Raw genomic sequence first — 25,487 nt, 5'->3', positions numbered from 1 at the left:
TCTCTAGGATTAAAAAAGGAACGCTATGCAGACAAAGAGAGCATGGCCGCCAGTAAGGCGGACCAGAGGAGCAGCGAAGCGCCGACAATGATTATCATTCTTGTCCTGAATGGAAATCTGGCGTCTGCCTGGTCAGCGGTGTGATTGCTTCCCAAACGCTCGGGAAAGATGGTGCTCATGGCTCCGGCCCCGCTTGAGGCCGTAATTCCGTCTAGGAAGTTTGAGGGTAGACTGGGCGTGAATCGGCATCCGAAGCTATCGCCGCGCTGCCGGACCACCGTCGCGCGGCGCATGCCGAGACCGGAGATGCCTACAGAGATACTATCGCCAACTCGAAGTGCGAGAGGCGTGCTTGTGCGAAATCCCGACAGCGAGATTTCATCGATCTCAATGTCGATCGGAATCCCGTCGCTGCTCCGTAGCGTGCCATCAAGCGCTACCTCGGTCCGTTCGCCGCTTCGAGCGTCGATAAATAGCTGTGCCGCAATGCCCACGATTGGCGCCCTCCAGTGGGGATAGCGCTACCCTGGAATGGTTGAGGAAGGGTGAAATCGGCAGGGCAATAAGTACATATGCGCGCATCGCGTCGACGGGCTTTCGGACGCTCGGATCGGTTAGGCGGCACTGAATTGGCAAAATTGCGAGCGAACAGTCAAGCACGGCTTCTATGAAGCAACCGATGCCCGACTGCCACGCGTCACCAAATTCTCGATTTCAATTGGAGAGCTTGTTGCGGAAATAGGAAATAGTTCGATCGAGGCCTTCACTAAGTTGCACATTTGGCTCCCAGCCATGCAATAGCTTCTGTGCCAAGCTGATGTCAGGCCGCCGCTGCATTGGATCGTCCTGGGGAAGGGGTCGTGTCACGAGGGTGGAGCGCGCGCCCGTCATCTCGATCACCAGCTCCGCGAGCTGTCGGATGGTGAATTCGTGCGGATTGCCGATGTTGACCGGTCCGTGAACGTCAGGTCCGGAATCCATCAGTCGCAGGATGGCTTCGATCAGATCGTCGACGTAGCAAAATGAGCGACTCTGCGCTCCATCGCCGTAGATCGTGATGTCTTCGCCCCTGAGCGCTTGGACTATGAAGTTGGATACCACCCTCCCGTCAGCCACGTGCATGCGCGGACCATAGGTGTTGAAGATACGAGCCACTTTCACATCGACACCATGCTGACGCTGATAGTCGAAAAATAAGGTCTCCGCGCAACGCTTGCCCTCGTCATAGCACGAGCGGATTCCGATCGGATTGACGTTGCCCCAATAGGATTCGACCTGCGGATGGATGGCCGGATCACCGTAGACTTCGCTAGTCGATGCCTGAAAAATGCGACACTTCAATCGCTTGGCAAGGCCGAGCATGTTGATTGCGCCGTGGACGCTCGTCTTCGTGGTTTGCACGGGGTCGTGTTGATAATGGATCGGCGAGGCCGGGCACGCCAGATTGTAAATCGCGTCTACCTCGACGTGCAACGGAAAGCACACGTCATGGCGCATAAATTCGAAGCGTGGGTTTCCCACCAGATGGTCAACATTGCTTTTGTCCCCCGTGAACAAGTTATCCACGCAAAGAACTTCCTCGCCACGAGAAAGCAATCGATCGATAAGATGCGATCCTAGGAATCCGGCGCCGCCCGTGACCAGGGATCTTCTTCGGTGAGAGTATTGAGACAAAGACGGGTCCTTTTTGTTCGAAATTGAAACCAAGCGTCGCTGGCCTTCACGTGGCTAATGCCTCTGCCCCGTCGCATGTGTTGCTGGTTGAGCGGGCATGTCTGCAGAGGCATCCACTTCACTAACGGTGCGCCCCCCCGTATCCGATACTTTCACAACGAATCGTTCCCTGCCGCAGGAAACGACGTATGTCGCGGGCCCGGTAGCGTCGATGTCATACTGGATCGCAGTAGGCTCGGCACAGCGCGGTCCGATTGTGATCGCAAGTTCCTGTCCGCTTAAGCGGTGCGGCACCGAAGGATTTTTTGACGTGCCCATGCCGGCGCTGACATCATTCCCCACTTCATGACTATCGATTCCGGTCCCGCATGCAACCGTAGCGAAGGCGAGGCCGACGATGCAAAATCGGCAGAATCCATTTGGCTCTGACTTGATCACTGTTCCCCCGCGCCGACTGACGATAACGCACAGTCCGTAAATGGTCCAATTCAATGAAATAACCGTTCGGGCCACGTAGTAATCTACGCCTCAAAAAAAAAGCGCTCAAACTTCGCGATTGCTGGCACAGGAGTGACAAAGCTGCAACTTGTGAGCTCCTCGCGCGCTCGACGGCCGCACCGGCCCGGTTGACGCTAAGGCCGCGATCCGCCACGCGTATGATCTGACAATCTCCACGGGGCGCAGCGCGCCACATGATGATCTGGGGAGAACGCGTCCGTAGGAGTGACCATGGAAACGGTTTGGGATTGGACAACGTTGTTCTGTTTTGCGGGCCTGATCACCATCTTTCTGCACCGCTCCAATCTTGAGAATCCACCAGATAGCCTGTGGCAATATGGGCCGCCTGCCCTTGGCTGCGCTGTCGCCAACTATCTCGGGAACGAGGGCGTGCCGATCGCGGCGGCCGCAGTTCTCGGCGGCGCCGTGTGCTACGTCTACTTCGTGCTAAAATTCCCGAGATTCTGAGAACTGGTCCGACTCCACCAGCGGGCAGTGGCAGCGCTTACTAGCGTCCGGGACTGATCCATCCTGGTACGGACATCATGTTGCCCGATCAAACCAGTAAGGCTATTTGTACCTGCCATCTGGTATCGTGGCCGATCTCGAAAAACTTGAGCTACGCTAGGACATAAGGATGGATCAGTTGCGGCCCGGCGAGCAGATCAATTGTACACTAGACCCAGTGAACAGCGCCCCGCTATGGACGGCACAAAGTCGACGGCTGTTTCTCTATGGGAGCTCGCTGCTTTTGGACACCGCCGCGGTTGCAGGGAGCTTTTTTGCGACCGATGTGGTCATGCAGGATTACTGGTTGCCGGTCCCCGGGTTCGCTGTTCTCGGCTCAATATTGTCGCTGTTCGTTATGTTCTCGATCAGCAAAGAATCGCAGTCAATCGAAACCCTGAAAAATCCCTATCTTGGACTCCAGCGTTCGACCGGCGCTCTCGTCGCAGCGTTTCTGGTGGAAGTCATCCTTATTTTCATTACCCAGCTCGGCGGCGCGATCTCTCGGCTCGGGTTTGCAATGTTCTTCGTGCTTTCGATCCTGTTTGTGAGCGTAAGCCGACTGGTGACACAAATTGCCACCAAAGCGCTCCTGGGGAGCGGTGTTGAAGCAACCGTATTGCTGCTTGATGGTCCAGCTATCGCCGGCGAACGCGGTATGAAGGTGATCGACGTCGGCAAAATGAACCTTTGGCCCGACCTCGCCGAACCCACGACTATTGCCCGTCTTGCGAACATGATCGCCGGCTATGATCGAATTATCGTCGCCTGCAACGAAGACCGGCGCGTCGCCTGGTCGATTTTCCTACAGGGAACCGGGGCAGGGGGCGAGATCGTGGCGGGCCTCGAGCAATCGCTCGGCGCGGTGGGGATCGGGCGCTGCTCGTTGCGCGACACCCTCATCCTGTCGCGCGGGCCGCTTAGCTTTTCCAACCGGATTATGAAGCGTTCGTTCGATTTGTGCGTGGGCATCCCTGTGACGATTTTCCTGGCCCCGCTGCTGATCGCCGTGGCGATTGCCGTGAAGCTCGACTCGCCGGGGCCGGTCTTTTTTCGGCAGGAACGTATCGGCGAGGGAAACCGCAATTTCCGGATCTTCAAGTTTCGTTCGATGTGCGAGGAGGTCAGCGACGCCGCTGGCAGCAGATCGACCAGCCGGGACGATCACCGGATCAGCCGGGTCGGAAGGATCATTCGTCGAACCAGCATCGACGAGCTGCCGCAGCTTTTCAACGTTCTTCTGGGGAATATGAGCTTGGTCGGCCCCCGGCCTCATGCGCTTGGGTCGCTGGCCGGCAGCCGTCTCTTTTGGGACGTCGATCCACGGTACTGGCTTCGCCATTCCTTGCGCCCGGGCATCACCGGGTTGGCGCAGGTCCGCGGCTTTCGTGGCGCCACCGATAACGCCACGGATCTGGAGGACCGGCTCCGCTGCGATCTGGAATATCTCGGCAGCTGGAGCATGCGGCTCGATATCCAGATCCTCCTCGCAACCTTCCGCGTCCTGGTGCACGACAAGGCTTATTGAGGCTGGGATTTGGGGCCGCTGTCGCCAACCAGGGCGATTAGAGGTGTGAGACTGAGTATCCCGTAAGCTGTTGCTGTGGGCGCTCCCTTCCGGCGAAACGCAAATTGTTTGCGACAAAGCCAATTGGGCTCCCTGCTGTGGCGGGTGCGGCGCAGATGCGGCTGCGCGCGAGCGACCAAGACGAAGCAGCGCGAGCTCTGGGCGGGGTTGCCGTCGGCGAGGTGCGTGGACGGTCGACCCTCGATGTCCTGGATGCTCGGTGCGCTATTTTGGATGCGCGGCCATCTCGAGAGTCGCCGCGCCTGTCGATCTTCGCAATCGCGGCGATGCGTTCCCACCGTCCGATCGACTCCCGACGTGAGAAGCCGACCCGGAGACATTCGGGTCGGCTTTACATTTCTCAAGAAGAGTGTTGGCGCGCTAGGCTAAAGGCTGGGTATCGGCACGACGCGTGGGTTGGCGTTCCACGTAAAGCTCTCGCGCTCCTTCATTTGCCATCCATTGCCCAAGTCGCCGCCCGAGCAATTCAGCAGCTTGTCGACGCAGTTTTCGGTCCACGCCTTCATTACATTGTCGTCCCATGCTCCGAACCAATCGGAGTGAAAGGTCGAGCCGGGGCGCATCGGGGGCATGCCCGCCATCTCATCGGATGAAAGATGCCACGTGGACGTCCTCGTTGTCCAGGTGCCCGAACGATCGAGGTTCTGATCCGTGGTGTACCAGACGCCCATTGTAAACGTCGGAATGATGTACGGATGGGTGCTAGGGCACTTGAGATAACCCCAATCGCCATAGCCCGAGTAAGCAACGTGGCTGCGATGGTCGGGACTGTCTAGATCTTTGCCATTCCAGCAGTCCGGCGCGTTGATCACAGCTCCTAACCGGTTACCCGTAGGACAGTTTGCGGCGGCGGAAACGATATCCGGGTAATGCCCCGGAGTAGCGGTGGCCCCATCGCAATTGAAGTAAGCCGCGCCAGTTGGGCTATCCTTGGGATTCGACATATTGAATCCGAACACGAATCGCAGACCACGGGGCAGCCCCACGCAGACGGCGCCTTGGCGCGCGCAATTCGGATCATTCGCCGGCATACGCTTGTAATAAACCGATACATAATCTGGCACGACGACGCTGCCCTTGCCGTCCAGCATGGCAGGCATCCAGTAAGCTGACCTATTGAGAATGTTGCCGCAGGTACTATCGCCCGTCGACCGCAGGCTCTCGTATGTAGAGTGGGCGTCAGCCTTCGTGTTGCCGAAGAACTGGTGGAGATGAGACTGGCCGGATTGACCGGGGTATACGATTGGGTCGTCTTTCGCCAAGTGGCTGGCGTTGCAAATAAAACGAAACGCGCCAACAACGTCCGGTTTCGCGCTCGAAGGTGTAGCCCCCGTACCCCAAGACGGAACTAACAAGGCGCTGACATTGAAATTGCTGACGACCGCAGCCAGTTCGCCTTTGCCAACCTCCGTAGGAAGAGCGGGGGGAACGGTGGGCGTTGCGACCGGACCTGGCTCCGGCATATGATGCGCCTCGGAGGGGGGAGGGATAAACACGACCGAGCCCGGCTTTACCGGTTTCAGAAATGAGCCTCCGCCAGCAGCTAGCGCAGCAGAAGTCGCAATGCTGAATACTGCAATGGCCAGAGCTTTAGCAGATAGCCTCTTACGAAAAGTGGCCGCGATCTTCATGATTTAAGTTTCCCAGAGAGCACTTGAAAGGAGGAATACCATTCGCTTCGATAATTCTCGGTATCCGTGCTTGGTTAAAAATCAGTGTTCCAGGGCTCAGCCGTGGCCGCCTGCGCAACCTTAATGGGTATGAAAGGCAAAACTGGCATTTGAACCGAGACATCGCTGGACTTCGGAATCGACGGCGTGGATGGGGACGGCGGCGCGTGTTGAGGGCGGCGCATAGTGGCACGGAGCGGAGCAACAATTTGTCGAGTATGGTTGCGATTGTCGGCGCGTCGGGGGGGCGCCGCGAACTGGCGTCTCCGGGAGACGTTCGGGCCTGCGGATCCTCGAATGTCGCATTGCGGCTGCGGGCGGCTCGCTCCTTCGCGCGATTGAGATGAGCATGCTCACGGCTTTGAAGGCCCGACTGAACCTGAACATGTTGGGCGGCTGGCACGCCGTCGCGCTCGCGCAAGCGGGCTGGGTTTCCGTGTCCTTTGCCGGTCAGCAGATCCTGCGGTTGTTCACAAACATCGTCCTTGCCCGCCTGCTCGATCCGCAACTGCTGGGGATGATGGTCGTCATCAACTCGCTCAGAACCGGTGGCGAGTTGCTGACCGACGTTGGGGTCGGGCAGAGCATCGTCAACAATCCGAAAGGCGCGGAACGTCCGTTCTACAGCACGGCCTGGACCATCCAGATCATGCGAGGGGTCTTGCTGTTTGCCGTATCCCTCATCCTTACCCTGCCGATATCCAACCTCTATGAGAATCCCGCGCTAATTCATTTGCTTCCTGTTGCAGCACTAACGTTCCTGATATCCGGCTTTACGTCGCCATCGCAATTTCTGCTGCAGAAGCATGGCCATATCAAAAAATTCGCGACATTCGAGCTGCTCACCTCGCTCGGCTCTGCGATCATTCATATCGCGCTGGCATTTTATGCCCCGTCCGTATGGGCTCTGATTCTTGGACTGGTATTTTCTACCGGCTTCACCGTGGTCTGCAGCTTCTTCATCTACAAGGGCGTGCGGCCTGATCTGGCTCTCGAGCGAAACTACGCGCGCGAAGTTTTCTCTTTCGGGAAGTGGGTATTTTTCGCCACGCTGATCTATTTCGTCTCCACCAATTTTGATCGGCTCTATTTCGCCGGGGCAATACCATTCGCGCTGCTCGGGCTTTATGGCATCGCACGGACTTTCGCGGATGCCGCTTCCCTTTTAATGCAAAGAGTGGCCAATCTGGTCATATTCCCGCGCGTGGCCTCGTCCGGCCGGCAGGGGCATGAGCTCCGACAGACGATCGCGAAGACAAGATTTGCAGCCATGATGCTCGTCGCGGTCGTCTTGGCGGTCGGCCTGGCCCTGAGCGAGCCAGTCATTCACCTGCTGTACGACGAGCGGTATCGCGTGGCCGGCCTCATGCTGCCGATCATGATCCTGGGCGTGTGGTTTGCTATTCTCGCATCCGTCACGGACGCAATATTATTGGGGATCGGCCGGCCGAAATCCATCGCCGTCGGAAACTTCGCCAAGCTGGTTTGGATCGTCCTATGCCTGCCGCCGATGCTGGCGCACTACGGAATATTCGCTGCGCTGATCGTATTGGCTTTAGGTGACGGGGTTCGATATATCGCTTTGAGCGCTCTGCAAATTCGCGCGCACCTCTCCTTCATTCGTCAGGACCTTACGTGCACCTTCGCGTTCTTCGCCCTGGCCGCTTTGATGCGTTTTGTCGTGTTCCAATTGGGCCTTGTCGAAAGCTTCCCGCTTTGGCCGCATTTCCGATGAGATCCGGTGGCTGACGCGAGTTCCACAGGGCGTGTCGTGGCCGTGGTCATCGGCCGCAACGAGGGGGAGCGGCTGCGCAGGTGCCTGCTGTCGCTCGCCGCGCAACAGCTCGCCATCGTCTATGTCGATAGTGGGTCGTCCGATGGCAGCGTCGAGCTTGCCGCCGTGCATGGCGCGGAGGTGGTCGCGTTGGATCCAGCCACGCCTTTCGGCGCTGCCCGCGCGCGAAATGAGGGCGCTTGGAAGGCCGCGTTGGTGCAGCCCGGATGCAAGTTCATTCAATTCGTGGACGGCGATTGCGAGGTCGATCGCGATTGGATCGCGACGGCAGCGAGGTTCCTGGATGCGAGGCCCGACGTTGCCATTGCCTGCGGCCGGCGGCGCGAGCGATTTCCAGATGCGAGTTTCTACAACAAGGTCTGCGATCAGGAGTGGGACACCCCGATCGGGGAAGCGCGGGCGTGCGGCGGGGATTTCTTGGTGAGGCGAAGCGTGTTCGATACTGCCGGTGGGTTCGACACCTCCTTGATGGCGGGCGAGGAGCCTGAAATGTGCGCGCGCATCCGCGGGCTGGGCTGGAAGGTGTGGCGCCTGGACTCGCCGATGACGACTCACGACGCGGCAATGATGAGCTTCGGGCAGTGGTGGAAGCGCGCGACACGAAGTGGGATCGGCTATGCGCAGGCGTGGCACGCTTCGTCCGATCGTGACGAGCGCCTCTATGCGTCGGAATTGCGACGCGCGCTCTTCTGGGCCGGGCTGGTCCCGATCGGGGGGATCTTCCTGGCGGCGTTCGCCCACCCGCTCTGGCTGTTCCTGGCGCCGGCCGCATGGCTGCTTCAAATCGCTCGACTTTCGCGATCGCTGGGTTGGCGAAAAGCAGCATTGTTCACTGTTGGCAAGGGGGCGGAATTGGCCGGCCTGATGATCTGGCTGTTCAGGTCCGCTCGGGGCGTCCAGCGGCACGCGGTAACCTATAAATGACGCGGATAACCTACGTCGTCAGTGAATATCCCGCGCCTTCTCACACGTTCATCCGGCGCGAGATTGCCGCTTTGCGCCGCCGTGGCATTTCGATCGAGACGGTTTCCATCCGCGCAACTGATTCGTTGAACGACAGCCAGATCGACCTTGAGGAACGCCGCGTGACAAGGGTCGTCCAGGCTACACCCTTCGTTCAGATTGGCGCTGAATGTGTCCGGGCGATTTTCCTCAATCCAATCCGGTTTTCGAAGTCGCTGCGCCTCGCGCTTAGTCACCGCGTACCGGGGTTGCGGTCGTTTTTCTGGGCGCTTTTTCATCTGGTCGAAGCCATCATATTGGCGGGCCATGTCCGCAAGGCGGGATCGACCCACATCCATAGCCATTTCGCAAATAGCGGAGCGACGGTCGGGCTCCTCGCAGCCAAGTTTCTCGGAATATCCTGGAGCTTCACCGTCCACGGTATCTCGGAGACAGACTATCCGGCCGGCGCATTGCTTGGCGACAAGGTGAGGCAGGCGAGCTTCGTGTCTTGCGCGTCCTGGTTTATGAAGGCCCAGGCAATGCGAATGGTGCAACCCGATCAGTGGGAGAAGATCTTCGTCACGCGATGCGGGCTCGAATTTGCGCAGCTGCCAACGGCGAAGCAACTAAGCCCCGCGGGTCCATTGTCGATTATCTGCGTAGGTCGGTTATCGCCCGAAAAGGGCCATGCAGGCCTCTTGAGTGCATTTCGCCGGATCGTCGCAGAAGGCATCGACGCCAAGCTGGTCCTTGTGGGCGACGGCCCTGAAGGCCCTGCTCTAGCACGCACCGTGCGTGACTACGACTTGGTCGAACGCGTCGAGCTCACGGGCCGCCTCGACGAGTTGGAGACGCTGACGCGGATTGCCGAGGCTGACGTTCTAGTTCTGCCAAGCCTCATGGAGGGACTGCCCATGGTCCTCATCGAGGCGTTGGGTTTAGGAAAGCCAGTTGTATCGAGCTGGGTCGCTGGAATACCGGAACTCGTGGAACCTAATGGAACGGGTATTCTTTTTGCGCCGGGCGATTGGGAACGTCTCGCGGACGCGCTTCGCCGCATCTGTGTCGATGAAAGTTTGCGAAACCGTCTCGCTCGCGGCGCGAAGCAGCGGGTTGCGGTCGAATTTGACATTGACCACGCAGTCAGGCCACTTTTCGAGCGCTTCACTTCGAGACAGGTTATGTCTGCACCGGATTTGATAACCTTCGAAGAATGAGCTTACGCGCCTACATATTGGTAGGTCCCTGCGCTCAGGCTCGATCGTTCTGTCCCGAAAAGGGAAACGTCTGCAGATTAGCGTAATAAGAGGTCGACTCATCCTACTGAGAGCGCTAACGAAAAATTAACGGGCGTTCCGAGGCGAGTCGTCACATCCGTTTTTTTGGTTTCTATTAACGTGGATTAGTGAGCCCGGTTTGCCGGGTTTTACTGCTTGGGAGATAAGGGAATGAAGAGGGTATTCGTACTGGGCGCGGCAATTGCAGCCGCCATCGCATCGCCTGCTAACGCCGGCGAGTTCTTGGTCGAGGTTGGTGCGCCGTTGCAGTCGCCCAACGGCGGCGGCAATGACGATACTCCGAAGTTCCGCGTGGTAAACACCACGCCGGGTTCGGCGACAACTCCGTATTTGCTCTCACTTGTACTCTCGCTTGACGCAACCACGTCGTCGACGATCACAGCGCTCTCGAACTTCGGCGGCGGAAGCTTCAATCCCGGAGTCGACAATCAGCCCAGCATGTCCGCTCCGAGCGTATCCTTCTCGAGCAAGCTCGCGACGCTGACCTACGACGCTACCGACTTTGATCCGGGCGCCTACTCAACGTTCACGGTGAACTTCGGCCCCGGCAGCAGCGCGGACTTCCGTACCGCATTGTTCAACGGCACGAACACGCTGACCGCAATGTTCAGCGACAACACCACGGCACAGGTTACCTTCAACGGCAGCCCGACTTCGAACGCTGACTCGTTCGGCTTCTCATCGACTTCGGTTGCTGCCGTTCCTGAGCCTGCAACGTGGGCGATGATGCTGCTGGGCTTCGGTGTGATCGGTGGCTTTATGCGCCGTCGTAGCCCGACTGCAGCTCGCGGGCGTATCGCGTTCAACTAATTGCATGATCAATGCAGAAGAAAACCGGGGCAATCCAATTGCCCCGGTTTTTTTGCGTCCGGAATGCTTCGCTGACATCCGCGTCCGCCGCGCGGGCAGGCCGCGCCAACCCGCGGCGATTACATCGCCCCGATCGCTTTCAGTTCACGCCGAGAGTATCGCCGCGTTCTAATAATATTTGCGATAGGCCTGCGAATAGCCACTGTAGCCGTACGGATCCGTCACTCCGCCTTGGTAGCGATTGAGTACGGTTCCGAGAAGCGGCGTTGGCTCGAACATCGCGCGGCTCTCGATGACCTGCCGACGCGTCGTCTTGCTGCCATCGACGACGAGCAGATAGGCATCCAATTGCTGGATCACGATCATCGCATCGTCATTGGCAAAGGCAGGGGGCAGATCGCAGATGACGATCCCTTGCCCGTCATGCGCCCGGATCGTGTCGATCAAGCTGCGAAAATGCGGTCCAGAAAGTAATTCGGCGTTGTTCCTGACGGGATGAACCGTCGGGAAGACCGCCAAATTGGTCGCTTCTACGCGCCAGCCGAGCGCCGACAGCGAATCGACTTCGCCGCTCAGATAGTCGGACAAACCGAACTCCGGCGTCATGCCCATGTAACGGGCCACCGATGCGCGCGTCAGATCGAGATCGAGCAAATATACCGGCTGATCCCCGACGCGCGCCATCGAAGCCGCCAGATTCAGCGACACGAATGACTTGCCCGCGGCCGGTTCAGCGGACGTCACGCCGATGACCGACCAGCCATTCGCCGTGCATTTCTTCGAAACCTGCGTCCTCAGCAGGTTGAACGGGCGAGAATCCGCGTTGCGGGTTTCGAAGCCGATGATGTGGCGACGATTGATCGTCTCCAGTTCGGGCGAGAATATCGGAAGGCTGCTGAGGGCGGGGAGGCCGCCGGTGGCCGGGTGATTAATCATCGAGGGGCGTTCCTTGGCCACGACCGTGGCGCTTACGCTTGAGGAGCCTACCGAACCATCCGCGCTGGCCGCGGCGCCGCGCGGACGCCGATTTCGAACGGATGATCGGAATCGCCGCCAGTGGCGCTTCGCCCAGAATTGCGCTGAGCATCTGGGGACTCCGCACAGGACGAAGTATCATTTCAACGGCAAAGGCGAGCAGCAGGCCCAGCAGAATACCGCCCCCGGCACCCAGGCCACCTAGCAATAACCGGTTCGGCGAATGCGGCGTATCGGGAATGATCGGGGGCTCGACGATCGACAGACGCTGACCCATCTGCTCGTCGTCGGCGCGAACGCCCGCCCTCGCCGCCAGAAGCCGGCCCGAAACCGACTTCATCTGTTCGTTCAAGCCGGTAAGCCGCTGCTGGAGCTGCGCGATCTGCTGCTCGGCCAGTGGGCCCCTGGATTGCGCCTCCAAAGCGGTGGCAATCTGAGCGCTCTCTCTGCCGCGCGACGCCTGCAACGCGGCGATCTGCGACTCGTTAAAAGCGATCTGCTGCTCGATCTGATTTGATATCGAGGCCTTCGGCTTCGTGCGGGCCTGCGCCTTGGCTTCCTCGATACGCTGGCGGGCAGCGATCACGTCGGGATGTTGATCTGAATAGATTGCGCGAACCGCCGAATATTGTGCTTCCGCTGCAGCGACACCGGGATCGCGATCATCGACGATGGATGCGGCCTGACGCTGCGCACGCAGCTGGGCGTTTTCCCGCTGCAGCGTAGAAATTTGTACTTCCAATCCCCCGGAATTGGTCATCACCGGAGCGCCGCCGGACAAAGCACGCCCATTCCGCGCGCTGATCGATGCGATCTGTCCTTCGAGGGCGCTGATCTGGCGCTGAAGTTCGTTGGACTGGTCGGATAGAAACTGGACGGTGCTCGCCGCCTGCGTCGAATTCTGGCTGGCGTCGAGCTCGAGTATCTGCGTCACCAGATCCTGAGCAACCGCTTGGGCCTGCGCCGGTTGCGGATAGTCGAAGGACAGTTCGAATGAGATCGTCTTGTCGCTGGATCCTTCGCCCGTTGCGCTCGCAGCCGGGGTCAACACGATCGCCGACCGCATCTTCTCGACGATTTCGGAAAGGGGCTGGCGGGCGCGCTCTCCTGGATAGAGGCCGTGCGTGTCGATCAGGGCGAGCAGGTCGGGCCGGCTGGTGATCTGTTCACGAATCCGCGCGACGCGACGATCCACATTGTCCGGCTGACTGGCGCCGACGAGGTCACCGGGGAGCTTGGGCGACTGGACCAGGATCACCGCGCTCGAGCGATAGATTGTGGGCAGGAGATATATGGCTGCGGCGGCCGCCGCTATTCCCAGCAGGATCGAGAAAATCATCCACCACTTGCGCTGCCACAAGATCGACGGAATCTGCCCGATAAAATTCTCTCCAGCCTCCGAAGCTCCTTCGTTCTCGCCAAAGCCTACGCTGTTCATTCAGTCGATCCCACTCGAAGTCGGAAGCCCGCCCGCACCTGAACGTTTGCCTTCCGCGACACTAGGTCCTCATATATGTCGGCATAGGTTGCCGAACCGAAAACGGAAATCCGGGGACTGATCTGGCGCGAAATGTCGACCGTACCGCCCAAGAAGGACGCAGCGCCGATCGTCGTCGGCCCAGCGCCTTCGCCGCTGCGCGTATAATTGGCGCTGAGCCGCAAACGATCCTTAATTCCAACCTGGCGACTCAGCGAAAGCGAGACATTGTCCATCGTGCGCAACCCGCCCAAGGCAGTAGGCTGGACGCCCCGATCGGCATTAAAGCAAATCTCTGTTCGTTCCCCGGTGTTACAGAGGCTTCCCCGTGCCGCGAATGCAGTCGTTTCGGACATAGATCCGGTGGGAAGTCTCGAGCGCGAGTAGGTTAAACCCACGTTGAGCGACGCTTTTAGGCCGGACGACAACTGCATCTCGCCGCCCAACATAGGCGTGACGCTGAAGCCATCCCCGGCTTCCCCACGCAGATAATCCACCTCGCTAAATGCCAGCATGAAGCTCAGCCACATGCGCTCGGACACCGAGCGGGAATATGCGAAGTTCTGGGAAGCGAAATTATACTCCGCCAGATTATTGGTGTCGAAGCGCGCAGCGGACGCCGAAATATCAACACTCGCCATATCACGTGGACCGGGTCGGTAAGTCGCGCCGGCACGAACCGCGATCGTCGTCGTCCTAGCTGCTTGTCCGATAAAGGTCACGTCGTTGATTTGCGGCGCTTCTGCGCCCCCAGGAGTATTGAGACTCCGGTTCGAAAACAGGGCGTCCAATGCACTTGAGCGATTGGTATTGGCGCTCGCGCCAGCGCGGATCGCAAATCGCTCGGACTGCTTGCGAGTCAAGTCAAGGTCGATGCCAGCGACGGCATCCGTAGTGTAGCGCCGTGCATAGGGTTCTATCCGGAAGATCCCGCTCAGGCGAAACGTCGAAATTTCGCTCTCCTCGGAAATCCGGGGCGCCACTTCCACGAATGCGGACGCCCCGCTCGTTTCGTCGCCCGACGAGAGGAATGGATTCGTCGCGAACGAAGCGCCGGCCGACACGTCCGCAGATACGTTGCGCTGCGCCAGGCAATCGGACGCATGAAAGCCTCCGAACAAGACCACGACCGCGAACGCGGCGCTTTCACCGCGCTTCAACATTACCGTCATTTTCACTGCCCCCCAAGATGCCCGGTTAAGGCACGATGACCGTATCACCCGGCTCAATCGCAATCACGGCGGATCGATCGAGATCGCCGCTGCTGACGCCGGTGCGGAAAAGCGGCGCAAGGCGCGCACGAAGCGGCACGAGCTGCGTACCCCGCTTGCGCAGGATCACCACATTGTCGAGGCTGGCGAACTCGGTCGGCCCCCCGGCAAGGCTCAACGCTTCCAGAATATTAACATAGCGGCCCGGCGCGAAGGCGCCCGGGGACTTCACCCGTCCCATTACCGAAAACTGAAGGCCGTCGGCGGCTTTCACAGAGACGGTGATCTTGGGAACCTGGCCCCGATATTGTTCGCGCAGTCGCTCGCTCAGGATCGCCTCGATATCGATCGGCAACTTGCCGAGCGCGCTGACCTGTCCGACCAGCGGAAACGCGAAGGAGCCGTCCGGAAGAACGCGGACGTCGCGCTGGAGGCGATCTTCGCCCCAGACGTAGATATTGAGTTCGTCTCCGGCATTGACCCGATATCCTGGGGTCGCAGTGCCCGCGGAGGCCGTTGCTTGCGACCGCGCCGCGCCATTCGAGGCGGGGATCACGGCGCCCGGGGCTGCCGCATCTTGGGCATAGGCCGAGACGCTGGAAAGCTGCCCTGCCAGGGCAACTACTACCCACAAAGCGATATACTTTCCGGAGACATTCATACTTGGACCCTCTACACCATCGACTTGTTATACTCCACTGATATACGCGAAAGATGGAAACGCGCCAGCCGCATACCCGTCGTCGTCTCTTGGGCCGTGTCGCACTTTGGATCATCCCGGTCCTGCTCGCCGGGTGCAGCAGCCGAGATACCAGGTCGCGCGAACTGGCGATCCAGGCAGAATCACAATTGCAGTCGGGCGCACTGGATGGGGCACGGGCGAGCATAAACGCGGCCATCGCCGAGCGCGATGATGTGCCGGAATTTTACATTCTCAAGGGGCGTGTGGCGCTTGCACGCGACTCCCTGGATGAAGCCTTCGACGCCTATTCGAACGCAAGCAGCCTGGCCGCGACCAACATGGAGGCGCTGCAAGCCATCTCGCAACTCGGCATCAGCGTGGGACGGTGGCAGGAGGCCGAGCGGGCGGCCAATCGTGTTCTGACCATCGATCCCGGCGATCCGAATGCGACATTCACCATCGGTCTCCTCAAGCTTACGCAGCATAAGGCGGATGAGGGAATCGAGCGCGCAAACAAGATATTGGCCCAGGATCCGCGCGATGTTCGCGGGCTGATCCTCAAGTCGCGCGCACTGTTCCAGCAGGGAAATACTGCCGATGCGTTGAGGGTACTGGACGATGGAAGCGCCGGGTCCGATCCGCCCGACATCATCCTCCTGACCTATCTCGAACTCCATCGCGAGCGTTCGGACGCTGCTGCGATGCTGACCTATTTCCGCAAGCTCGCGCCGTTGCGCCCGCGCGACATCCCGTTGCGCCTTGACGAAGCGAATCTGCGCTACAAGACCGGTGATGTTGCCGGAGCCCGCATCTTGGTCACTGCGCTGCTTGCGCGTCCGGACCTGTCTCGCTCGTCGATGGAGCGGATCGTTTCTCTGTGGCAGCAATATGATGTCGAGCCGGTGGCACTGCTTCGGTCAGATCGTCAGCAAGCCTTCGGCACTCCCTTCTCGAGGATCGAGACGGCACGCTACTATCTCGACATCGGGAAAGCTGGAAGCGCCCTCGCGACGCTCGGTTCCGCAACTTCGGTCGAGGCGAAGGCACTGCGCGCGCGCGTGGAGCTCTCCGTCGGGCCGGATGCGCGAGCCATGACGGACATCGCCGAGGTGCTCTCCGCCGATGTCACGCAATGCGATGCGCTGATCGGGCGGGCTAATGCCGCGAACCGGCGCGGCGCAACCCGTGCTGCAATTACCGATGCACAGCGCGCAATCGCCGAATGCCCCCAAAATTCAGGCGGGTACATTCAGCTGGCCAATGCCTGGCGCGCGTCGAAGGATTGGGAAGGGGAGAGCCGCGCCTATGACGCGGCCCTCGCGGCCAAGCCACAGGATTTTCTGATCGCCCGCGCTTATTCCGCCCGCGCGTTCCAAGCCGGCGACAAAGGTCGGGCGATTGCGGTCGCACGCATGATCACGCGGGCCGCGCCTTCGGCGACGATGGGATGGAAGATGCTTGTCGATGCCTGCGCGCGGATCGCGGAAGAACAATGCAAGCCGGACGCCGAGCGCCGTCTTGAGATGGCCGCCAGCGCCTATGTGCTCGATCCATTGCCCGGTGAGCGGCCTCGCAACCTGCTCGGGAGGTTGCAGCGGTGACGGTGCACGTTGCGCCCGGCGAGGGCAGCGCGCCGGATTCCCGCCGGTTTCTGGGCTTTGATTTCACGACATTGAGCGAACATCGAATACTCGAGCGTATCCGGCAGTTGGCCGACGCACCGACATTCGCCTATGTCGTGACGCCCAATGTCGATCACGCCATCAAGCTCGAAGCGGCTCGAAGCGACGCGGGGGGAGATGCGCTGGTAGACGCCTATGCAGGCGCCGCGCTGACCGTGTGCGATAGCCGCATTTTGCTGAAACTGGCCGCGGTCTCGGGAATCAAGCTTTCGCTGCTCCCGGGGAGCGACATGACCCGGCTGCTCCTCGAGACGTGGACCCGTCCGGGCGACAGGGTAGCGGTCATCGGCGGGACCCTGGAGCAGGTCGATTCACTGGCGGACCGCTGGCCCCACATCCGTTTCTTTCATCACGAGCCGCCGATGCATGTCCTGCGCGACGTCAATGCGCAGGATGCGATCGCGGACTTCGTCGAAGCCCAGAAGTGCAACTTCAATTTCTTCGCGATCGGGGCACCACAGAGCGAGATCGTCGCCCACCGGATAGAGCAGCGCGGACGGGCAGGCGGCGTCGCGCTGTGTGTCGGCGCGTCGATCGAATTCATGACCGGTGTCAAACGGCGTGCGCCGCGCTGGATTCAGCGCACATCGCTCGAATGGGCCTATCGCCTGGGGCAGGAGCCACGCCGATTGTGGCGTCGCTATTTGCTCGAAGGCCCCCGGATTTTCGCAATCTGGTGGCGGCAGCGCTAGCCAGCGCCGTCAGGGCCGCCTGCGCGTGCGGATCCACTGGGGTGGGCGGGTCCGCAGCATGTTCAGATACATCGGTATCTTCCACAAAAGGTAGCGGGGTGCGAGCAGCAAGGCGCGAGTCGTGAGAGTTGCCCGGCCCTCTCGAGCCCAGGCGACCAACGTCACGAGCGAGGCAAGTGCCATCAGGCCGATCAGCGCGAGCACGGGTCCCATTCCTTGTCCGGCCACGGCAAGGACGAGCAACAGAAAGATGCCCGCAAACGCCGCGAGAAACAGGCTGACGAGCGGCGGCACCATCAGGTGAAGGCCCAATATCAAGGACGCCCGGGACGGCGTGGATATGCCGTGGGCCAGCGTCGGCAGCGCCCATCGCCTTGCGGTCTGGAAAAAGCCTTGTTCCCACCGCCTGCGTTGATCGAGCAGATCATCGACATGCGCCGAGGCGCTTCGCACCGACGCGTCGGAAACCAGCCCGACGCGATATCCCCGCCGGACCAGCTCGATGCCGAGCGCCAAATCCTCGACGATGTTGCCGGTGGCCAGTTCCGATCCCCGAAACACTGCCCAGGGAAACGCCATGCCTGTGCCCGTGAGCAGCGCGGTGCCTCCAAGGCGCCGCATGCCCCGCGCGCGGACGACATTCTTGACGAGCAGAGCGAAGCTAGAAATCTGGACCAGCGGCGGTGCATCCCGATCGGGTTCGAGCACGTTCACGCACTGCACGGGTTGCTGGGACTTGTGTGCGGCCGCGGCCAGCTTTTCGACCGTTCCCGGCGTTATCCGGCAGTCTGCGTCGATGACGAGCACCACGTCCGGCGGAGTGGCGGTCAGATAATCCCGCCCGAAGCTGAGAGCGTGCCCCTTGCCCCTGCGCTCGGTGTCATGTCGTTCGACGACGGTCGCGCCGGCCCGCCGCGCTTCGCTTGCGGTATCATCGCTGCAATTGTCCGCGATCACGACCAAGCGCGCGGAAGCGGGCGCCGATTTCGTCAACTCCACCAGCATCGCATAAATCCCGGCCGCCTCGTTATGCGCGGGTATCAGAATCGCAACGCTGGCGGGGGGGGGTGAATCTCCAGCCTTCGAAGGGCGCGCCCGCCGCAGCCCCGCGATCATCTCTGTCGAATAGATCGTCAGCGGGGCACCGAGCAGGACCGCAACGGCCCATCCGACCGAGGCGATCAGCATCCCCCGACGATCCCGGAGAGGAAGCGATGATATTGCTCCGCTATCTGGGGCCAATAGAAGCGGGCGACACGATCATCCGGGGATCCTTTTTCTAGGCTCAGCGCGCGCTCCAGAGCTTGATGTAGCGCATCCGGACTCTCGGTGTCGCAGAGTTGCTCCCGGTCGCCGACGATCCAGCGAAGTCGGGGCGTGTCATGTCCCACGATCGGCAGTCCGCACGCCATGGCTTCGACGAAGACATTCCCGAAAGATTCCAACAGAGACATGTGCAGGAAGACATCCGCGCTGTTGTAGAGCGCCGGCATTTCAGCTGCGGACACGGTGAGGCGCGTGAAGCGCCCCGGCAAATGCTGGTTCGCTTCCTCGGAGACACGATTCCGCAACGCGCCATCGCCCGCGACGACCAGATGCGCGCCTGGAACGCGAGCGACCGCGTGAATCCCCTCGATCACGCGCTTGCTGTCGATCAGCGCGCTCACCATGAGTATGAGCGGCGGTCCTTCGGGCAGGCCAAACCGAGCACGATCCGAAGGTGCCGGAGAAAAGGCCCCGGGAGATACCCCGTTGGGGATCAGCGCGCAGTTCCATCGCGCCCTGCTGCGCTCGAAGAAATCGGGGTTCGTGCAGATCAGTCCATCGCAGCGAAACGTTCGATACTCAGCCGATTCGCTGGTTGCTGGCCAGTCGCCATTCTGGGTGACGAAGATTTGCGCCGGTTTGCTGCGGGCAGGTCGCCGCAACGCCCAGTGGGTGAACGGAAAGGAGCAGGTCACCACCGCGTCGAAATCTTCGGGACGGTATGATCGCAGCAGCGACAACGCGAATGTCGCGTCTTCCCACGCAACATCGCTTCGCAACGGCGGGATGCGCGGGAATCGTTCGAACCGTTCGCGCCGCAGCGAGGGCACCTGCTTGAACGCATAGGGCGTATCGGGACGGGGAGGGCCGGAGCCCATGACCGTCACGACATTGCCCGTACGCGCCAATTCGCGCGCCACGGCCAGCAGCGCCACTTCGGCTCCTCGTTCGAAACGATGGAAGCCGGGCAAGGCAAACAGGATCCTCATGGCGTCACAGGCATAGCGTCATGATACGCCCGTGGGATCGTCACCTGGGCGGTGCCGCGGGCGTCGCAGGCGATGCGGCCGGCGCCGCGGGTGATGCCGCCTTTTTCGCAGCACTCGGCTTGGCAGGTGCGAAACCGGTTTGATATTCGATCTTCGCGGCCGACGTGGCTGCCTTGAGGCGCCCTTCGATAGCCTTGGCCAGTTCCTCTTCGCGCACGGCATTGGCGGCGACCGGCTTGGCGCCGTCGCCGGCCAACGGCACGGCGCGCCGCGCGGTCACGACTGCAGCGGTCGCGCTGCGCCCCTGGGGCAGGATGAACGGCTCCCCGCTGGGGAGGGCGTTGATCTGACTCAGAATCGCCGGAGGGGTTCTCGCCGTGTCAAGTTCCGCGGGCGCACGCGAGAATTGAATGTTAAGTTGTCTAAGCGTCGCTTCCACCTGATCCATGTTCCGCGCCGCCTGGAGCGGCTTCAGCGTGGTTGGATCCGCCGGCACCGCGAACTGGATTCTGTCTAGGGTCAGGATCTCCCGTCCACCGAACATCGCCGGGCTTTTCTTGATATACTCGTCCAGCTTAGCCGCTTCGGGAATCCGAATGGTCGCGCCGATCTTTTTTGCGAGCATCTGCGCCAGCAGATTGTCGTCCAATGCCCGACGGCGGATCAGATACTCTCCGTCCTTGTCGAGCCCTTCTTCCTTGGCGACTTGGGCCAGCAGACGCCGTTCGATGATGCGTTGCAATGCCTGCTGGCGGATAGCATCCTTGTCGACCGACTTCGGAAGATCGACGGCTCCGACCTCGGAATTGACTTCCTGAATCGTGATCTCCTCACCATTCACGACAGCCGCAACCTGGCCTTCGGCCTTCTTCTGGCAACCGCCCAACACAAGTGCGAGAGCTATCCCACCAATCATCGCTACGTTTTTCACGTGACATTCCTCATGCTTTGGCCCGCCTCATGCTTTTGCCCGTCCATGAGGCGCGCTCTGATTATTTCCGAACAGAATTTTCTTGAGTGGCCCGGGTGCATCCCGATCCAGTTCCGCGATGAACTTTCGGGCGACCGACAAGCCGTCCTCATGATCGTTATCCAGCAACGATACGCGCGCCAAGAGCCCATCGGGCGATGAGTGGTCGAGATTGGCGCGAACGACCGCCATACGCTGCTCGATCCAGCTCTGCGGGAAGATATCGCCGATCCGAGTCCAATATAAAACCTGTTCGGTTCTGGCCGATGCTGTGGCGACGAATGCGTTACCGCCGACCTTCGAACCCGAGGCCTGGACGATATCGATCTGTTCGGTAGGGCTGAGATCGAACCCGCCGGCGGTGTAACAGAATTCGGGGCGGTGCACCTGGAGCAGGCCGTCCTGAACATTGCTGTAGGCAATGAGCAGCATGATCGGCGGCTGCTTTGGCGAGGTGTATACGCGCGTGACGAGATTATCGTACAGCCGATCCGACAGGGCATCGGGTGGCGGCAACACGACGCCGCTCGCCCCAGCGACCGACCAGTCTCCCACGCGGTTCGGCACCAGCGCCTCCAGCGTGCCGGCAGCGAGCCGACTCGTCGGGCGTGGCGGTATACGCGCATAACCGACCGCCGAGATCGCCGCGAGCAGCCCGCCAAAAACGAGATGCCGACGCTTGAACAAGCCCGGATTATCCTCGGTCAGCAACGCCCTGATCCTCTCGCCCAGCCGTCACAGTTCCCTGACGCGCATCCGTCTTGCGATAGCGCGTCCAGACCCGCAGGGCGACGGCATCGACCAGCAGCACTGCGCCCAGTGCGGTTGCAAAGGTCAGCAGTCCCGCAAAATCGTGTAGAAATCCTTGAGCAGGGGCATCGCCTGCATAATAAGTCAGGAGGATCAGCGTCAGCACCCGCACGAAATTGGCGATCAGCGCGATCGGCACTACCGTCAGCGCCAGGAGCAGCGAATAAAGCGGATTCGCCTGATGGCGCACATAGACATAGAAAAGCGCGAGCGCCGACAAGGTTATGATCGAGTTCAGCCCAGAACAGGCGGCCGCTACCAGCAATTCATACTGGCCGATGACGATCATGACTCCGGCGCCGCCGATCGGATAGCCGAGCGCTGCAAGCAGCGCGATGGCCGCCTGAGACACCATCGCCTTCATGGGCATGGTGATAAACGCGACGACCGTGTCGGGCGGCGGAAACACAAATCCCAGATAGATCAACGGAAACCAGAGTCGCCGCATCGCGGGCCCACCGATTACGCTGTAAAGCGCGATGAGCAGCATCGCGTACATGGCATAGCCCTCCACCTCGACGATCTGCGAGATGCGCGCGACCAGATAGACGGGAATGATGAGGGCGAAAAGCACGAGCGGCCGCCACAAGGGCGGCGCCTGGAAAAGCGAGCGCGCCGAGGGGAATAATTGCCAGAGCAACCATAGACCGGTCGCCAGCACGATCGGCCCGTGCCCCCCCTGTTCGGTCACCCATGTCGATTGCGCCACATAGATCAGGGTCGGGATGCTCAGCGCCAGGCTGCCCAATATGAGCATGACCAACGGCGGCGATAAACGCCTCAGCGACCTAAAGTCGCGCCCGCGGCTTTGACTCATTTCTTCGCCGAGCGATATTTCGGGAGGCATTTTTCTGGAAGTCTCTAATCTTCGAATGTCGGCCATCGACTGCCCGTTTATCGGACACATCCGACGATAGCAATCGAACTAAACCCTTGAGGAGCGTCCGAAGATGGAGCAATCCGTCCCCCTCGAAGCGGCGTTTTGATAGCCATCGAGCCGAAAAAATGACTGGGCCCGAAGACCGTGAGCAAACCGGCATCTACGCAACAGAAGCGCATATGGATCGTCACGGCGGGAATAGCTGGGCTTGCGGTAGCGATCCCGTTCGTCGCCAACTTGCCTTGGAAGCAGGGTGACATTACCAGATCGTCACAGGCGCCGAGGACGCAAGTCGAACGAAGGGCGCTGGATGCCATCCCGCCAGCGGCGCCGCTTAACCTCTACAAACCCTTGACGCCCACGGATGCCGTCGCCGAGAATTCGGCAGTGCCCATAGTGCAGGGCGCGCTCGAAAAGGCGTTGCCGTTCATCCTACAGCAAGCGCAGATCGACGCGGGCGCGGTTGATGCTGCGCGTGAATGCATGACGGCCGCGATCTATTATGAGGCCGCGGGTCAGCCGATTTCAGGGCAGCGTGCGGTCGGCCAAGTGATCCTTAATCGGCTTCGTCATCCGGCTTATCCAAAGACGATATGCGGCGTCATATATCAGGGGTCTGAACTTTCGACTGGGTGTCAGTTCAGCTTTACCTGCGACGGAAGCCTGGGCCGAAGGCCCAGCGCGCGTGGGTGGGAAGTTGCACGCAAAGTCGCCCTTTCCACCTTGTCGGGGGACGTTGAGCCGTCTGTCGGCATGGCGACCAATTATCATGCCGATTATGTAGTGCCCTATTGGTCCTCGTCGCTCCAAAAGATTGCGTCGATCGGTAATCACATCTTTTATCGCTATGCTGGGTCCTGGGGACGGCGCGCTGCATTCAGGGGCGTTTATGCCGGCGACGCGGCAAAAGTAGCGGAGGCGACGATTGTGTCCCCGCAAATTACGGCCGAGGCAATGCCAGTTGAGGAAAGCGGATCCTTGCCGCCGCGGAAGTATCTTCAGGCGGACGATGTAGCTCGCCTCGAGGCGCCCCGCTCTTCCTTCCCGTCGGGCGGCATATCACCAGCCTTGCGAGCGGATGAGGAAAAGGGTGAGTTGATCGTTCGCGAGGGCAGGCGCTAGATCAGGTCTTTTCCGGCTAGAACGGGACCTCGCCTTCATAATTGCCAGCGTCGCTATAGCGACAGACCAGAATATCTTCGGCTCTTCCCTTGGCCATCGCGCACCCGACTTGACCAGTGTCGCGCCATACCACTTGGGTGTAGTGACCGATATCGGCCACTCTGCCGGTGACGCTGTTGTTCGGAAACTTCCCTCGCTTGAAATAGCGCTTTTCCCGGATCCAGGCGTCCACCATCGCCTCGGCCGAATAATGGTCCTTCGTCCCGGCCCAGAGGTTTTCGCCTTCAGGCGTAGTTGGGTTCTCCGGTGCATGCTCGAAGCGGCTTGCGGCCGCCAGATGCTCCGCCCATGCCTTCGCGGAAGCTGCGAGCCCGGCATCCCACCGCAGGGGCGGCGTGCCCGTGGCCGCGCGCTCGCGATTATGCGCGGCCAGCACGCGCTGATCGAGATTTGTCGTAAGTCCGGTGCTTCCCATCAGCAGCGGAGTTGCCGTCGCGGTCAGCAGGCGCAGAATCCGATGATTTGACCATCTAAGGAACACGGCAAGAGCACCTCGCAACTCTGCCAGATGGTTAGCCGCACAGCCGTGTTCACCGCGCTAAGAGGTTCGGTTAGCGAGAGTTAACGATGTCGATATTGCTTCGCCGCGACAGCCGCACGATTGTCAGGCGACGGAGCCGACTATCGCGACGAGGTCTCCGCGGCTCACCTGATCGTAGAGAAGGCGCGCAAAAGCGAGCGGAATCCCGATGCAACCATGGGTGGCGAAACCGGTCCGGACATTGCTCGCGTGAATGGCGATGCCGTCATTGGTCAGTCGCAGCATGAACGGCATATCTGCATCATAGATTGTCGAGCGATGCTGCTTCGCTCTCTCGATGATCGGGAACGTACCGACGGGCGTAGGCTTTCCTCCGGTCCCATACAGGATCACGGTCGTTCCAATCTCGTGGCCGGCGCGAAAAACCGAAAGCGTCTGGCGGCTGAGGTCGACGCGAACCCAAACGTCGCCCTGCGGAACATCGTCGCTTTTCCAAACATATCCACCGAACCGAAGCGGCTTCCTGACTTTCAACAGGCTGCGGACCAGGCGCGTCTGGCCTCCTGGAAGCGAGAGCGTGGGGAATTTTTCCTGCGGGAATAGGATGCGCGCCGTGCTCTGCGGTTTTGGCCCTGGAAAAGCGATGGCCACAGGAGCAGGTGGTGCCACGGGCACGGGCGCCCGGACGAACGCGATCAGCAAGCACGCCACTAGAATGCCGACGCCGGCGAGCAATAAGAAGGAGACGGCTCGACCGGGTCTAAGCATTGCTCAATGCCCTCCGAGGCTCTGCGGTCGCCTGGTTAGAGAGGCTGACGCCGGCGAACCGAAAAGCGACGCCTGCGCATCGCACCTCCGATTACGAAGAAGCCAATCATCATCGTCAGCCAGGTCGTCGGCTCCGGAACCGCGGACACCGGCGGCGCGATGGGTCCGGTGGGGAATGTGGGCGTCGCCGTCGGCATGGGTCCTGGCAAAACGCCTGCGACCGCGGGGCCGCCCGCCGACGGGATAACTGATGCTCCGCCCAGGCCCGGTCCCGTGAGGATAGCTTCCTGCAGCGGGATCTCGATCAGGCCGGTCTCAGTTGAGCCGGGCGCCATTATATCGGGCCCTTGCTCCTCTCGGAAGCTTAGCTCATCGACAAAGGGGTTCGATCCCGCATCAACGCCTTCGGGCTGGAGCTGGGCGGCAGGTCGACGACGGATGTTCGCCAAAACGCGTTCGCCGGTCGGGCGCTGGATGCCGCCAGTGAGCATTGCCGGGAGAAGCTTCGACGGCTTGGTGGAATATATCGCGCCATCCGCGCGTCCGCCCGGCGAACGCCGCGCCAATTCCGCCAACGGGTCGGGCGCACCCGCCGTTGGGCCTGTTTCCCTTGCAGCCATGATCATGGTGCTCGCCG

Annotated in this window: 24 protein-coding genes; 9 read left to right on the top strand and 15 right to left on the bottom strand. The window is 60.6% G+C overall.

Going from position 1 to position 25,487, the window contains the following annotated elements:
- Positions 1 to 23: 23 nt before the first annotated feature.
- Positions 24 to 494, bottom strand: coding sequence for a PilZ domain-containing protein (locus tag OKW87_RS07920; RefSeq protein ID WP_265543704.1), 471 nt, complete (start codon positions 492 to 494; stop codon positions 24 to 26).
- 220 nt (positions 495 to 714) lie between these two features.
- On the bottom strand, positions 715 to 1,674 hold the full coding sequence (locus OKW87_RS07915; protein ID WP_265544049.1) for a UDP-glucuronic acid decarboxylase family protein: 960 nt from the start codon (positions 1,672 to 1,674) through the stop codon (positions 715 to 717).
- Positions 1,675 to 2,403: 729 nt separating this feature from the next.
- Between OKW87_RS07915 and OKW87_RS07910 the strand changes: the two genes are divergently transcribed.
- The gene (locus tag OKW87_RS07910) at positions 2,404 to 2,640 is read left to right on the top strand and encodes an XrtV sorting system accessory protein (RefSeq protein ID WP_265543703.1); all 237 of its coding nucleotides are present in this window, start codon (positions 2,404 to 2,406) and stop codon (positions 2,638 to 2,640) included.
- A 169-nt stretch (positions 2,641 to 2,809) separates the two neighbouring features.
- Positions 2,810 to 4,207 (top strand): sugar transferase, encoded by a 1,398-nt coding sequence (locus OKW87_RS07905; RefSeq protein WP_265543701.1) that lies wholly within the window; start codon positions 2,810 to 2,812, stop codon positions 4,205 to 4,207.
- Positions 4,208 to 4,632: 425 nt separating this feature from the next.
- Here the strand turns inward: OKW87_RS07905 and OKW87_RS07900 are convergent, their stop codons facing one another.
- A complete protein-coding gene (locus tag OKW87_RS07900; protein WP_265543700.1) occupies positions 4,633 to 5,898 on the bottom strand; it encodes a DUF1996 domain-containing protein in 1,266 nt (421 codons plus the stop codon).
- A gap of 382 nt (positions 5,899 to 6,280) precedes the next feature.
- Here OKW87_RS07900 and OKW87_RS07895 point away from each other — a divergent pair, with 382 nt between their 5' ends.
- The 4 genes from OKW87_RS07895 (at position 6,281) to OKW87_RS07880 (ending at position 10,785) form a co-directional block, all read left to right on the top strand.
- On the top strand, positions 6,281 to 7,672 hold the full coding sequence (locus OKW87_RS07895) for an oligosaccharide flippase family protein (RefSeq protein WP_265543699.1): 1,392 nt from the start codon (positions 6,281 to 6,283) through the stop codon (positions 7,670 to 7,672).
- 36 nt (positions 7,673 to 7,708) lie between these two features.
- Positions 7,709 to 8,656, top strand: coding sequence for a glycosyltransferase (locus OKW87_RS07890; RefSeq protein WP_265543697.1), 948 nt, complete (start codon positions 7,709 to 7,711; stop codon positions 8,654 to 8,656).
- Positions 8,653 to 9,894 carry a glycosyltransferase gene (locus tag OKW87_RS07885; RefSeq protein ID WP_265543695.1) on the top strand — a complete coding sequence of 414 codons (1,242 nt, stop codon included), beginning with the start codon at positions 8,653 to 8,655 and terminating at the stop codon, positions 9,892 to 9,894. The genes OKW87_RS07890 and OKW87_RS07885 overlap by 4 nt, the downstream gene beginning before the upstream one ends.
- A 231-nt stretch (positions 9,895 to 10,125) precedes the next feature.
- Entirely contained in the window at positions 10,126 to 10,785 is a 660-nt protein-coding gene (locus OKW87_RS07880; protein WP_265543693.1) for a PEPxxWA-CTERM sorting domain-containing protein, read from the top strand.
- Between the two features lie 168 nt (positions 10,786 to 10,953).
- Here the strand turns inward: OKW87_RS07880 and OKW87_RS07875 are convergent, their stop codons facing one another.
- From OKW87_RS07875 to OKW87_RS07860, 4 genes are read right to left on the bottom strand one after another with little or no spacing between them, the layout of a single operon-like run.
- Positions 10,954 to 11,742, bottom strand: a complete 789-nt coding sequence (locus OKW87_RS07875; protein WP_265543692.1) for a CpsD/CapB family tyrosine-protein kinase — start codon at positions 11,740 to 11,742, stop codon at positions 10,954 to 10,956.
- On the bottom strand, positions 11,714 to 13,198 hold the full coding sequence (locus OKW87_RS07870) for a Wzz/FepE/Etk N-terminal domain-containing protein (protein WP_265543691.1): 1,485 nt from the start codon (positions 13,196 to 13,198) through the stop codon (positions 11,714 to 11,716). Before OKW87_RS07870 ends, OKW87_RS07875 begins: the two co-directional genes overlap by 29 nt.
- Complete coding sequence (locus tag OKW87_RS07865; RefSeq protein WP_265543689.1) at positions 13,195 to 14,409, bottom strand: hypothetical protein; 1,215 nt, start codon at positions 14,407 to 14,409, stop codon at positions 13,195 to 13,197. The genes OKW87_RS07870 and OKW87_RS07865 overlap by 4 nt, the downstream gene beginning before the upstream one ends.
- Positions 14,410 to 14,434: 25 nt before the next feature.
- Positions 14,435 to 15,109 (bottom strand): polysaccharide biosynthesis/export family protein, encoded by a 675-nt coding sequence (locus tag OKW87_RS07860; RefSeq protein WP_265543687.1) that lies wholly within the window; start codon positions 15,107 to 15,109, stop codon positions 14,435 to 14,437.
- Positions 15,110 to 15,198: 89 nt separating this feature from the next.
- Between OKW87_RS07860 and OKW87_RS07855 the strand changes: the two genes are divergently transcribed.
- On the top strand, positions 15,199 to 16,731 hold the full coding sequence (locus tag OKW87_RS07855) for a tetratricopeptide repeat protein (RefSeq protein ID WP_265543685.1): 1,533 nt from the start codon (positions 15,199 to 15,201) through the stop codon (positions 16,729 to 16,731).
- On the top strand, positions 16,728 to 17,504 hold the full coding sequence (locus tag OKW87_RS07850) for a WecB/TagA/CpsF family glycosyltransferase (protein WP_265543683.1): 777 nt from the start codon (positions 16,728 to 16,730) through the stop codon (positions 17,502 to 17,504). The genes OKW87_RS07855 and OKW87_RS07850 overlap by 4 nt, the downstream gene beginning before the upstream one ends.
- A gap of 9 nt (positions 17,505 to 17,513) precedes the next feature.
- Here the strand turns inward: OKW87_RS07850 and OKW87_RS07845 are convergent, their stop codons facing one another.
- The 5 genes from OKW87_RS07845 to xrtV all read right to left on the bottom strand — a co-directional run bounded on the left by OKW87_RS07845 (position 17,514) and on the right by xrtV (position 22,422).
- Entirely contained in the window at positions 17,514 to 18,692 is a 1,179-nt protein-coding gene (locus OKW87_RS07845) for a glycosyltransferase family 2 protein (protein WP_265543681.1), read from the bottom strand.
- Entirely contained in the window at positions 18,686 to 19,705 is a 1,020-nt protein-coding gene (locus OKW87_RS07840) for a glycosyltransferase family 4 protein (protein WP_265543679.1), read from the bottom strand. Before OKW87_RS07840 ends, OKW87_RS07845 begins: the two co-directional genes overlap by 7 nt.
- A gap of 94 nt (positions 19,706 to 19,799) precedes the next feature.
- The gene (locus OKW87_RS07835; RefSeq protein ID WP_265543677.1) at positions 19,800 to 20,690 is read right to left on the bottom strand and encodes a SurA N-terminal domain-containing protein; all 891 of its coding nucleotides are present in this window, start codon (positions 20,688 to 20,690) and stop codon (positions 19,800 to 19,802) included.
- Positions 20,691 to 20,717: 27 nt separating this feature from the next.
- The gene (epsI, locus tag OKW87_RS07830) at positions 20,718 to 21,440 is read right to left on the bottom strand and encodes an exosortase-associated protein EpsI, V-type (protein ID WP_265543675.1); all 723 of its coding nucleotides are present in this window, start codon (positions 21,438 to 21,440) and stop codon (positions 20,718 to 20,720) included.
- Entirely contained in the window at positions 21,424 to 22,422 is a 999-nt protein-coding gene (xrtV, locus tag OKW87_RS07825) for an exosortase V (RefSeq protein WP_265543673.1), read from the bottom strand. Before xrtV ends, epsI begins: the two co-directional genes overlap by 17 nt.
- Before the next feature lie 141 nt (positions 22,423 to 22,563).
- Between xrtV and OKW87_RS07820 the strand changes: the two genes are divergently transcribed.
- Complete coding sequence (locus OKW87_RS07820; RefSeq protein WP_265543671.1) at positions 22,564 to 23,541, top strand: cell wall hydrolase; 978 nt, start codon at positions 22,564 to 22,566, stop codon at positions 23,539 to 23,541.
- A gap of 16 nt (positions 23,542 to 23,557) precedes the next feature.
- Here the strand turns inward: OKW87_RS07820 and OKW87_RS07815 are convergent, their stop codons facing one another.
- The 3 genes from OKW87_RS07815 to OKW87_RS07805 all read right to left on the bottom strand — a co-directional run bounded on the left by OKW87_RS07815 (position 23,558) and on the right by OKW87_RS07805 (position 25,476).
- Positions 23,558 to 24,082, bottom strand: coding sequence for a CAP domain-containing protein (locus OKW87_RS07815; protein WP_265543669.1), 525 nt, complete (start codon positions 24,080 to 24,082; stop codon positions 23,558 to 23,560).
- A gap of 123 nt (positions 24,083 to 24,205) precedes the next feature.
- Positions 24,206 to 24,793 (bottom strand): L,D-transpeptidase family protein, encoded by a 588-nt coding sequence (locus OKW87_RS07810; RefSeq protein WP_265544047.1) that lies wholly within the window; start codon positions 24,791 to 24,793, stop codon positions 24,206 to 24,208.
- A 92-nt stretch (positions 24,794 to 24,885) separates the two neighbouring features.
- Entirely contained in the window at positions 24,886 to 25,476 is a 591-nt protein-coding gene (locus OKW87_RS07805; RefSeq protein ID WP_265543667.1) for a PEPxxWA-CTERM sorting domain-containing protein, read from the bottom strand.
- Positions 25,477 to 25,487 lie beyond the last annotated feature (11 nt).

The organism is Sphingomonas sp. M1-B02, from assembly GCF_026167525.1.
GTDB lineage: Bacteria > Pseudomonadota > Alphaproteobacteria > Sphingomonadales > Sphingomonadaceae > Sphingomonas.
The sequence above is the reverse complement of the archived record's forward strand: the minus strand, read 5'-3'. Positions and strand labels throughout refer to the sequence as shown.